This is a genomic window from Peribacillus sp. SIMBA_075 (assembly GCF_046534585.1).
The window spans coordinates 1-250 of the sequence record NZ_JAWRYN010001191.1 but is presented as its reverse complement, the minus strand read 5'-3'; the positions used below and the strand labels follow the sequence as shown (position 1 = coordinate 250).

The 250-nt window shown below is 36.4% G+C and carries 1 pseudogene; it reads right to left on the bottom strand.

What is annotated here, in order from left to right:
* Positions 1-154: pseudogene (locus tag SB775_RS32090) on the bottom strand (sporulation protein YqfC); the annotation flags it as partial.
* Positions 155-250: the final 96 nt, after the last annotated feature.

The following is a 250-nucleotide window of genomic DNA, read 5'->3' as shown; positions in this document are numbered from 1 at the left end:
CTTCTTTATCCGAAAACACTAATAAACCCCGATGATTCTCTATATAGATATGCACTTGCCCAACAAGCGTAATCCGAGGTAGATCCATTAGCACATCCACTGGCAGGTCTATTTGCTTTGTTAACCAATTCTTCATTTGTTCTAATTTTTTCATCTCAAAAGACCCCCTCTCATCCCATATGTATGAAAAAAGAGCTTGTAATATCACGTCCAAACTGAAAAAAAGCATAAAAAAACGTCTCATACGAAA